Below are 1,950 nucleotides of genomic sequence, written 5' to 3' on the forward strand. Positions count from 1 at the left end.
GGGTGTGCGCCGTGCAAAGGCGGCACTTTCTAGTGGGTGAAAGGCCCACCCGGCGAAGCTCCAGCCGGAAGCAACCGGGGCAGGCATGGAGGAGACGAAATGTCTGAAGCCCCCGGATAACGGCCACGTAGGTGACCGTGCGAGCGTACAGGCCGTAACGTGAGTGAACGCTGAGCAATCCTCGAAAAAGACGATGTGCAGGCCGACCCGTTAACCCATACGGGGAAGGTTGATATGGACGGGCAAGTTTGAGCGACGTTTGAGCCCGTCTGCTGCACCGGGGTAGTGGCGACAGCATGTACGCAAGGAAAGTGCACGCAACACGGGAAGCCCCATGGCGTGCCGAGGGATCGGCAACCGGACGCCCGCGAGGGATGGGACGGGCGCGATGGGGTGGCGGAGAGGCCCGTAGTACCGAGGAAGCCGGGTAATGCCGGTGGAGGGAAGGAGCCTCAGTTCAAGATGAACGCAACAAGTGGTGAGGGGCAGGAGATTGGGAAACCTATCAACTCCGAAAAGCGTCCAGAAACTGCAGAAGGCGTTGCACGCGAAAGCGAAGGCAGAAGCTGGCTATCGTTTCTATGCGCTGTACGACAAGATCAGCCGCGATGACATTCTGGCCCATGCTTATGCCCAGTGTCGCTCCAACAAGGGCGCGCCGGGTGTGGATGGACAGGACTTTGCGGATATCGAGGAATATGGCGCCGAGCGGTGGCTGGCGGAACTGGCGCTTGCGCTCAGGGAGGAGACGTACCAGCCGGAACCGATCAGACGTGTCTACATACCAAAAGCCAACGGCAAACTCAGGCCGCTGGGCATTTCCACCGTGCGGGATCGGGTCTGCATGACAGCAGCGATGCTGGTGCTTGAGCCGATCTTCGAAGCCGACCTCCCACCGGAGATTTATGCTTATCGAGCCGGGCGCAACGCCCAGCAGGCCGTAGTCGAGGTGGAAGAGCAGCTGTTTCGTGGCCGACCGGATGTCGTGGACGCCGACCTTGCCGACTACTTTGGCACCATCCCACACCTGGAGCTGATGAAATCAGTGTCGCGCCGGATCGTCGATCCGCGCGTGCTGCATCTGATCAAATCCTGGCTGGAATGCGCTGTCGAGGAAACGGACGACAAGGGCGGGAAGAAGCGAACGACGCAGGCGCGCAATCAGCGGCGCGGTATCCCGCAAGGATCACCCATCTCACCGCTGCTGGCGAATATCTACATGCGCCGGTTCGTGCTGGGATGGCGGAAGCTCGGCCTTGGGCAACGCCTCGGCTCGCGGCTCATCACCTATGCCGACGACCTCGTGATCCTGTGTGAGAAGGGCAACGCGGAAGCCGCGCTCGATCACATGCGCGGGCTCATGGAGAAGCTGAAGCTGACGGTGAACGAGGAGAAGACACGCATCTGCAAGGTGCCGGACGAAACGTTCGATTTTCTGGGATACACGTTCGGTACGATGTACTCCGCGAAAACCGGCAAAGCCTACATGGGCCACCGGCCATCAAAGAAAAGCATCCAGCGCGTGGTCGCAACGATCCACGAGCTTACGGACCGAGCGCGTACATGGCAGGATACCACATATCTGGTGGCCAAGATGAACCGGGTGCTGCGCGGATGGGCCAACTACTTCTCGGTTGGCACTACGAGCAGAGCATATCGGGCCGTCGACAGCTACGCAGTGGTGCGGTTGCGTCGGTGGCTGCGCGCCAAATACAAGACCAGACGACGGCGAGAGGGAGCCTATCACGACCCTGAGCTATACGAGCGCTTCGGCCTCGTGCGTCTGGCTAACGTGGCCGCGGCCCGCCGTGGGTGAAGGCGTGATGTCTTGTCCGAGAGCCGGATGCGGGAGATCTGCACGTCCGGTTCGATGAGCAGGGAGTGGAAACGGACCGTCTGGCAAGCCCCACAGGCGCGCCGCACGACACCGCGCCACTTCCTGACTCTACC

Annotated in this window: 1 protein-coding gene; it reads left to right on the forward strand. The window is 61.3% G+C overall.

The genetic code is table 11. The features are described 5' to 3' along the window. Positions 1 to 493: 493 nt before the first annotated feature. On the forward strand, positions 494 to 1,816 hold the full coding sequence (ltrA, locus tag C100_RS0124270; RefSeq protein ID WP_031308930.1) for a group II intron reverse transcriptase/maturase: 1,323 nt from the start codon (positions 494 to 496) through the stop codon (positions 1,814 to 1,816). Positions 1,817 to 1,950 lie beyond the last annotated feature (134 nt).

It is taken from the genome of Sphingobium sp. C100 (assembly GCF_000508185.1).
Lineage (GTDB): Bacteria > Pseudomonadota > Alphaproteobacteria > Sphingomonadales > Sphingomonadaceae > Sphingobium.